This is a genomic window from uncultured Nostoc sp. (assembly GCF_937863485.1).
In the GTDB taxonomy this organism is placed as follows: domain Bacteria; phylum Cyanobacteriota; class Cyanobacteriia; order Cyanobacteriales; family Nostocaceae; genus Nostoc.
Genome location: NZ_CALMFY010000172.1, coordinates 1 through 7,062 on the forward strand (window position 1 = coordinate 1; position 7,062 = coordinate 7,062).

General features: G+C 43.0%; 5 protein-coding genes and 1 pseudogene. 5 read left to right on the forward strand and 1 reads right to left on the reverse strand.

Going from position 1 to position 7,062, the window contains the following annotated elements:
* The first annotated feature begins 223 nt into the window (after nt 1-223).
* Nucleotides 224-304, forward strand: a complete 81-nt coding sequence (locus Q0541_RS23075) for a hypothetical protein (protein WP_298915966.1) — start codon at nt 224-226, stop codon at nt 302-304.
* Nucleotides 305-307: 3 nt separating this feature from the next.
* On the opposite strand, the pseudogene Q0541_RS23080 reads toward Q0541_RS23075, so the two are convergent.
* Nucleotides 308-518 (reverse strand): annotated as a pseudogene (locus Q0541_RS23080) (IS630 family transposase); the annotation flags it as partial.
* A gap of 990 nt (nt 519-1,508) precedes the next feature.
* Between Q0541_RS23080 and Q0541_RS23085 the strand changes: the two are divergent.
* The 4 genes from Q0541_RS23085 (at nt 1,509) to Q0541_RS23100 (ending at nt 6,976) form a co-directional block, all read left to right on the forward strand.
* Nucleotides 1,509-2,132, forward strand: coding sequence for a 2Fe-2S iron-sulfur cluster-binding protein (locus Q0541_RS23085; RefSeq protein ID WP_298915954.1), 624 nt, complete (start codon nt 1,509-1,511; stop codon nt 2,130-2,132).
* A complete protein-coding gene (locus Q0541_RS23090) occupies nt 2,119-3,102 on the forward strand; it encodes a xanthine dehydrogenase family protein subunit M (protein WP_298915957.1) in 984 nt (327 codons plus the stop codon). Before Q0541_RS23085 ends, Q0541_RS23090 begins: the two co-directional genes overlap by 14 nt.
* The gene (locus tag Q0541_RS23095) at nt 3,099-5,312 is read left to right on the forward strand and encodes a xanthine dehydrogenase family protein molybdopterin-binding subunit (protein WP_298915960.1); all 2,214 of its coding nucleotides are present in this window, start codon (nt 3,099-3,101) and stop codon (nt 5,310-5,312) included. Before Q0541_RS23090 ends, Q0541_RS23095 begins: the two co-directional genes overlap by 4 nt.
* Nucleotides 5,313-6,046: 734 nt before the next feature.
* Nucleotides 6,047-6,976: a hypothetical protein gene (locus tag Q0541_RS23100; protein WP_298915963.1), complete on the forward strand. Its 930-nt coding sequence runs from the start codon at nt 6,047-6,049 to the stop codon at nt 6,974-6,976.
* The last annotated feature ends 86 nt before the right edge of the window (nt 6,977-7,062 follow it).

The window sequence follows — 7,062 nt, forward strand, 5'->3', positions numbered from 1 at the left end:
TAATTATCAGTCTCGCCCTTCTTTGCTTCCGCAATATTAGACCTGAATCCTTACACCAAAACGTGGTCAGTTCAACAAGGCTGACCGTTTTTTTCACTATTTAGTCTAAACTCCAGTAATTAAGCAGGAAGCGAGAAGCGATCACCAAAAGCCGCAAAAACGTTCTGTAGGTGGGGGTAGGAAGCCTCGATTACAGCGAGTAGAAGACAAATTATTTTACATATTGTTCTACTTCAAGTGCTATTTCACCTTTGATGTGGCGGGAGTCCTGTTTGACTTACACCGCAGTTGGGCACACCATTGAATGCGATACATTTAAAATTGTTTGGATTTGATCATACAAATAACCTTGATAAACCAGCTTAACTGCCAATGCTTTCCTTACTTCACACGCATCTGGACGCATATCTATAAAATCTTGTAGTGAGCGCGATCGCATTAAGTGTAGTTCCCTCTGTTGAATGTTGCCGCGATACTTCTCCCGCAAGTGTGGCAGCTTGTAAATGCTGACTTATCATTATTTACTATTAGACTTGTATCCCTCCTGCATTATCTCTTAATCTTGTTAAAGCAATCAAATAGGAGTCCTATGGTCTTCATTCCAATGTACATATTGTTTACATTCTAATACCGATTTACCATAAGCTTGCACTTAATGATTACTCCTTCTCTCTTGGTGTATTTGGCGTGGCGGTTCGTTTAATATAGGACTTACGCACAAGCAACGGAAAATCGAACCACAGAGGACGCAGAGAAGCCAGTGCGTTGGGCGGGTTCTGCAGCGTCTCCCCTTCTCCCAAAGGGAGAGGCTAACGCCAAGGGAGAAGCAACTGGCGCGACACTGAGGAATAAGAGTTTGAGAGGTTTTTTGCGTAAGTCCTATAAAAATTAAGTGCATCTTTATAGCAAATTGGTATAAGTAACAGAATTTTTTATGCTGATAAGTTCTAAAGAGGTTATATTACAGATTATTTAACAGGCGATCGCTGCTTTATCTGAGTGGATAAAAGCTACATATGCGCTATCCTATAAAGTTAAACTTTTGCAATAAAATGAGCATTCAGCAGTTAAAAAAATATTGGATTAAAAAAACATATAAAAGTTAATTTTTTGTGCTTGTTATTCAACAACGCGAAGTTAACTAATGAATTTGCTGAGTTGATCATTGAGATAATTTAGCAAATTTAAACCCATTAAATTTAATAAAGTTTATAAAAATAATTATCTTAACAAAACTTCATTAAAAAATAGTAATAATTAATTACTTACTAAAAAATTTAATTATCCATAAAATAAAAATAGTAGGAATTCCAAAGCAAGATGAGAATTTTAGATGATACTTATGGCATAAATCTTCTGATAGAGAGACAATGACAATATGAAATTGTATTCTGTGAATAATGTCATATTGAGGAAAATACTTGTAAGAAAGAGTGCTTTTTATAAAGAAGTTAAATCCAAAAAATTACCAACTATTATTACCAACAAAAACAGAGTGGAGTAAACAGATGAAATTTCGGCTAAGACGCCGTGGTTTTGGTAAATTGATGATCGTTAGCACAGTAGCGGCTACAATCAATAATTTTGTAGAGAAAGCTGTAGGACAAACTCAAGTCCAAAAAACTACTCCAATGCCGCAAACTTCGACACCTGAAACTATGAAGGTGACGCTGCAAGTAAACGGAACAGCACACAATTTACAGATTGAACCACGTGTTACCTTACTTGATGCACTGCGGGAATACATAGGGCTAACTGGTAGTAAAAAAGGTTGTGACCACGGTCAATGTGGTGCTTGCACAGTGCTGGTTAATGGGCAGCGGATTAATTCCTGCTTGACATTTGCGATCATGCACACCGACGCTGCAATTACAACCATTGAAGGGCTGGAGCAAGGAAATAATCTGCACCCGATGCAAGCTGCGTTTATTGACCGCGATGCATTTCAGTGTGGCTACTGCACACCGGGACAAATTTGTTCGGCAGTGGGTTTAGTTAACGAAGGACATGCTAAGTCAGATGGCGATATTCGGGAATTGATGAGCGGCAATATCTGCCGTTGCGGTGCTTATCCAAATATCGTGAATGCTGTCCGCGATGTTTTAGAAGGAAAAAAAGATGCAGCCGTTTAACTATAAAAAAGCAGGACAAGCGGAAAATGCCGTGGCGTTAGTGGCTCCAGATACTGAAGCCTCGTATCTTGCCGGTGGTACCAGCTTAATCGATTTGATGAAGTTGAATGTCCAGACACCAAGAGAGTTGGTAGACATTAACCCATTACCGCTAACCAAGATAGAAATGCAGGGCAACGGCGTGCAAATTGGCGCAATGGCACGTAATAGTGATGTTGCTTATAATGCGATAATTCAGGAGCGTTATCCTGTGCTGTCAGAAGCGTTGCTGTCTGGGGCATCGCCACAACTGCGAAATATGGCAACGGTGGGCGGAAATTTGTTACAACGTACCCGCTGCTACTACTTCCGCGACACTTCAATGCCTTGCAATAAGCGTGTTCCAGGTTCGGGTTGTGCAGCAATTGAAGGTTACAACCGCATTCACGCGATTCTTGGCGGAAGCGATCACTGTATTGCCACTCATCCTTCCGATATGGCAGTGGCAATGATCGCACTTGATGCAGTTGTGCAAACACGCGGCGCGAATGGAGAACGCAGTATTCCGCTCGTAGATTTTCATCTCGTACCTGGTAATACACCCGAACGAGAAACAGTTCTACAACACGGGGAGTTAATTGTTGCCGTTGACTTGCCTGCTTCAAACTTTGCAAAGCGATCGCACTATTTAAAAGTTCGCGATCGCGCCTCCTATGCTTTTGCAATGGCATCAGTGGCGGCAGCGCTGGATATTCAAAATGGGATCATTCGTTCGGCACGCATTGCCTTGGGTGGGGTAGGAACCAAGCCCTGGCGTGCTTATGAAGCTGAAAGAGCACTTCTGAACAAGCCTGCAAACGAGGCAACATTTCAAGTAGCAGCGTCCGCAGCTGTCGCCGGAGCTAAACCTCAAAAATACAACGGGTTTAAGGTCGAACTAGCTAAACGTACAATTGTTAAGGCGCTGGCAACCGTGGGAGGAATGGCATGAATACAGGGGATACAAATACAGTTGTCGGCAAACCGCTAAACAGAGTTGATGGATATCTCAAGGTAACTGGCGGCGCACGCTATTCGGCAGAGTTTCCGGTAGCAAAAATGACTTATGGTGTGACAATTCAAAGCACAATCGCCAAAGGTAAGATTGCCAAAATCGATACAAAGGCGGCGGAGCAAGTACCTGGTGTATTAGCAGTTATTACCCACCTCAATGCGCCCAAAGCTTTTGGAGAAAAGGGCGGTGGTCGCCAGCTGCAAGTACTGCAAGATAACGTTGTGCTTTATAGCGGTCAGCACATTGGTGTCGTCGTTGCCGATACCTTTGAACGGGCTATGTATGCTGCCTCGTTGGTGCAAGTTCGTTACGACGAAGAGAAACCAACCATTAATATGCGGGACAATCTCGCTAAGGCATACTTGCCTAAAGGTAAAATCCCTAGAGAAGAATCGCCCGATTCAACTCACGGCAATGTCAACCAGGGACTAGCGGCTGCGGCTGTCCGCGTCGAGCAAACTTATACTACACCGATCGAAAATCACAATCCGATGGAGCCTCATGCTACAACAGCGGTTTGGCAAGGCGATCAAGTGCTGCTGTATGATGCAACTCAGGGAATCTTTTCGGCTCAACAAAAAGTTGCGGGGGTATTAGGAATTGAGCCAGAGAAAGTCCGCGTTATGTCTTACTTTGTTGGCGGTGGCTTCGGTTGCAAAGGGTCGGCTTGGTCGCATGTGCCTCTAGCGGCGATGGCAGCACGACAGGTTAATCGTCCAGTGAAATTAGTTCTGGGACGGATACAGATGTATGGGCCTGTCGGCTTTCGACCAGAGACAATTCAACAGGTTTCTCTAGGTGCAACCCGCGAGGGCAAATTGACCGCTTTACGACATGCTGGGACTTCGCAGACTTCAACTTTCGATGAATTTATCGAACCTGTTGGTAAAAGCGCTCGGATGATTTATGCTTGCCCGAATATTGAAACCAGTCACCGTCTGGTTCAACTCGATGAAGGAACACCAACTTTCATGCGGGCCCCAGGAGAAGCTTCAGGGTCGTTCGCCTTAGAATCGGCAATGGACGAACTGGCTTATGCACTCAATATCGACCCGGTGGAACTGCGTCTGCGTAACCATGCTGATGTCGATCCCAGTAAAGGACTCCCTTGGTCGAGCAAGTCACTCATCCAATGCTACAGATTAGGAGCAGAAAAGTTTGGCTGGCAAAAGCGCAATCCTAAACCCCGTTCAATGCGAGATGGCAATTATTTGATTGGCTGGGGTATGGCAACAGCAACTTATCCAACCAACCGTTCTGCGGCATCAGCGATCGCTCGAATTATGGCAGACGGTACAGCCGTTGTTCAGAGCGGTTCGCAAGATATTGGTACGGGCACTTATACTGTGATGACTCAAGTTGCAGCTGAGGCGCTTGGTCTACCAGTTGATAAAGTTCGCTTTGAACTAGGCGATACTAAGATGCCAGAAACCCCCGTTTCCGGTGGTTCGCAAACAGCCGCCAGTGTCAGCGCGTCCGTGCATTTAGCCGGAAATCAAGCTCGCAGTCAGCTTTTGGAACTAGCACTTGCCGATCAAAAATCGCCGCTTTATAGTTCAAACGCTGAGGATGTGATTGCCGAAAATGGCAGCTTTTTCTTAAAGAATAAATCGTCTGCAACCGAAACATATCAGGCAATCTTGGCCCGACATGGAATGAAAATGATCGAAGCGCGTGCAGATGCCAAGCTGGGAGAAGAACAAAAGAAGTTCTCAATGCACGCATTTGGATCGCAATTTGCCGAAGTCCGCGTTAATCCTGATTCCGGCGAAGTGCGAGTAACGCGCTGGGTAGGAACTTTTGGCGTTGGACGAATACTTAACGCTAAAACAGCCAACAGTCAACTCATCGGTGGGATTATCTATGGTATAGGTATGGCACTGATGGAACATACGGTAATAGACCAAAACCGAGGACACGTTGTCAACCATGATTTAGCTGAGTATCATGTACCAGTGAATGCAGATGTTCCTGATATTCAGGTGTCGTTTGTTGATGAACACGATCCACATATCAACCCGCTTGGTGTCAAGGGAATCGGCGAAATTGGGATTACTGGCACGGCGGCGGCGATCGCTAACGCTGTCTATCATGCCACAGGTAAGCGCGTCCGTGATTTGCCAATTACATTAGACAAGCTGCTGTAGATAAAAAATGCGATCGCCGAAACGATGAAAGCTCAATCATCCGATTGGCGATCGCCCGTTTTTAAACTCAATCAAAGTTGATTAACTTGCGATCGCTTCCAGCGGGCAGTTACGCCATCGCAACTGGCTTTTTGTGCGAAGGACGCTTGCGGTCTGATTTTTTCTTCAGTCCCACAGCTTGAGCTTGATCGCTATCTCAACCATATTGCCCACGCACAACTTGTTTCATCGCTAACACAGCATTATGAAATTCCCACTCTGCTAATTGTGCAAGCTTAAACAAAGGGTAAGCATTGTGAATGCATCAGCTTGTATTGTGAATGCATCGACTTGTATTGTGAATGTATCGACTTGTATTGTGAATGCATCGACTTGCATTTAAATAACAGGGCAATGCAAATACTAATCCACTTGATACCTTAGTGTTTGTAGGGGTGCGTGAACTTGGTCAGAGATATTAATTGGTTCTTTAGCGCCAATTGCTAGGCGCGGGCGGCTAAGATTGTTGCTGAATAGCTGTTCTACAGCTTTGTAATTGGTCGAAACTAAAGCTAAGTACGGTTATCTCTACATCTTAGTTAGTACATATGTACAAATTGATAAGCTAAAATCTCAAGAAATCCCAGGTTTAGCGTTCACCACTGAAATAATACGCTAAACATGGGGTTACTTTCTGAATCTTAGTACGCCTAAACGAACATGGTTAGAACAGTTAACGAAGCTTTCAACATTTTTTGAAAGATTATGTCAACTTAGAGCCAGATGAAACTCAGTTAGCAAGAAGTAGTCGAGATTGGCTTTTAGGCAAAATACGCTTGTTCCCTAGCAGGGACATAACTTTTCCAAGGTTGTACTCAGAAAAAGATATATCTTTCGGTTCTTTTGCTAGACGTACCAAAAAGAGAGAACTTGATGACATTGATATAATGATTGCCTTCATTGCTGAAGGAAGTTGTTACCAAGAATACACCGATAGGATTGAAATATATGTCTCCGATTATGCTTCCAAACTGAAACCTCTCTGTTATGACAACACAAATACACTCAATTCACGAAGAGTCATCAATAAACTTGTAAGCCTACTTGCTCAAGTTCCACAGTATGAAAAGGCTGAGATCAAACGTAATATGGAAGCCGCCACTCTTAATTTAAAGACTTATCCCTGGACTTTCGATCTTGTACCTTGCTTTTTTACACAAAAAGACTGGCTAAACAAAGATTACTATCTTATTCCAGATGGTAAGGGACATTGGAAAAAAACAGATCCAAGAATTGATAGGAATCGAGTAACTGAGGTCAATCAGCTTCATGATGGTAATGTCTTAAATGTAATAAGATTGATGAAATATTGGAATGAAAGACCAATTATACCATCAATGTCTTCGTACTTGATCGAGAATATGATACTAGATTTCTATTCCACACTAAGCTACACAAAAGCCTCTGTATATGTAGATTTAGAGGTTCCGAAAGTGCTGCAATATATTTCAGACAGAGTATTCCATCCAGTAAACGATCCTAAAGGCATTCAAGGTGATATTAACACACTGAATCTTGAGGAGCGAACTAAGATTTTTACTAGAGCGCATATTGATTATAGAAATTCTCTAGAAGCTAGAAAATTGGAGACTAAAGGCGATCATAAATTATCCATTGCAAAATGAGGTGGAATATTTGGATTTAACTTTCCTACTTATATAGCAATAGCCAAGAGAGTTAGGACATATAATGCAAATAGTCTGCGTTCAAA

Coding starts and splice junctions, on each gene's coding strand:
- Q0541_RS23090 (WP_298915957.1), top strand. CDS start 2,119: ATGCAGCCGTTTAACTATAAAAAAGCAGGACAAGCGGAAAATGCCGTG.
- Q0541_RS23085 (WP_298915954.1), top strand. CDS start 1,509: ATGAAATTTCGGCTAAGACGCCGTGGTTTTGGTAAATTGATGATCGTT.
- Q0541_RS23095 (WP_298915960.1), top strand. CDS start 3,099: ATGAATACAGGGGATACAAATACAGTTGTCGGCAAACCGCTAAACAGA.